Here is a 1,726-nt window from a genome sequence, read left to right as displayed (position 1 = left end):
GGATAAAATGAGTTTAACAGATTACCTTGTCATTGCATTATTCGTATTTATCTCATTGGTTATTTTCGTCCCTGTCATTCTATTTATTTATTGGTATATAAAAGATGACAGGCAGAAACAGCACTCTATACTGAGGAACTTCCCGGTAATCGGGAAGGTGCGGTACTTCGCAGAAAATGTGGGGCCTGAGCTAAGACAGTACCTGTTCAATAATGATACAGAAGGAAAGCCTTTTTCCAGAAAGGAATATCAGGATGTTGTCAAAGCCGGCAAATACAAAGAAAGATTAATAGGCTTCGGATCGATAAGAAATTTTGACGAAGAAGGCTTTTATATACGAAACACCCTGTTCCCAAAACTGGTTGATGAAATGAAGGTGGATAATACAAGGAAAATAAACACACGTGTCTATAAGGTCGATGGGGATAATCTTTTTTCAAGAAAGGAGCATAGCGAAGAAAAATTGGCTGATCCTTACTATCTTCGGGATGAGGATGCGGTTGTGCTGGGAGAAAAAAGCTGCCGGCAGCCATTCAAGGTTAAAGGTCTTGTCGGACAATCGGCCATGAGCTATGGATCCCTCGGTGAAAAAGCCATTACGGCCCTTTCCAAAGGACTTGGCCTTGCAGGAGGAACCTGGATGAATACCGGTGAAGGCGGCCTGTCTCAGTATCATTTGGCCGGCAGCCCGGATATCATTATGCAAATCGGTCCTGATATGTTCGGTGTCCGAAAAGCCAATGGGGAATTTTCATGGGAAGAATTTAAAAAGAAAAGCGAAATACCTGAGGTCAAGGCCTTTGAACTAAAGCTTGCACAGGGTGCGAAAACCCGCGGCGGCCATGTGGAAGGCCAAAAAGTAACCGAAGAAATCGCCAGTATCCGGCTTGTCGAAGTCGGGAAAACGATTAACAGTCCAAACCGTTTCTATGAATTTGATAATGTCCCCTCCATGTTCGATTTTATAGAGGAGCTCAGAAGTGTTGGCGGAAAGCCTGTCGGCATGAAAATTGTGGTAGGTGACCTGGAATGCTCTTGAAAACATGATTTCCTATATGAAGGAGAGCGGCAAAGGCCCGGACTTCATCACAGTGGATGGCGGTGAAGGCGGGACAGGGGCGACTTATCAGGAGCTTGCGGACAGCGTGGGGCTCCCTATCCAATCCGCCCTGACAGTTGTCGATGAAATGCTTAGGGAGTACGGGGTACGGGACCGTGTGAAAATTATCGCTTCCGGTAAATTAATCACTCCTGATAAAATTGCCATAGCTCTTGCAATGGGAGCGGATCTGGTCAATATTGCCCGCGGTTTTATGATCAGCGTCGGCTGCATTATGGCCGGTGTCTGCCATACCAATCACTGCCCGGCAGGGGTGGCGAAAACCGACAAAAAGCTTCAGGATGGATTAATTGTTGAGGAAAAGCATTACCGGGTTTGCAACTATGTCATTTCGCTCAGAGAAGGGATATACAATCTGGCGGCAGCAGCAGGAATTGATAATCCTACCCAATTTGAAAGAAAACATATTGTCCATAAAGATAAATTCGGGAGAGTCTCTCCCATCGAAGACATTCTGCATGCCGCAAAACGCGCACAGCTGCAGAAAGAAAACTGAACAAATGGAAGCCCGGTCCTGAATGGTCCGGGTTTTTATAAGAAATAAGATTTACCATCCACACCTTTTTCTGACATAAAGTGAAACTTCAATCAGTGGGGGGTTCTTTA

Annotated in this window: 1 pseudogene; it reads left to right on the top strand. The window is 45.3% G+C overall.

What is annotated here, in order from left to right:
* Positions 1–7: 7 nt before the first annotated feature.
* Positions 8–1,616 (top strand): annotated as a pseudogene (locus tag BFI01S_RS21765) (FMN-binding glutamate synthase family protein).
* The last annotated feature ends 110 nt before the right edge of the window (positions 1,617–1,726 follow it).

This window comes from Cytobacillus firmus NBRC 15306 (genome assembly GCF_001591465.1).
Classification (GTDB): Bacteria; Bacillota; Bacilli; order Bacillales; family Cytobacillaceae; genus Cytobacillus; species Cytobacillus firmus.
Note: the sequence above shows the minus strand (reverse complement) of the source record. Positions and strands in the feature narration are given on the sequence as shown.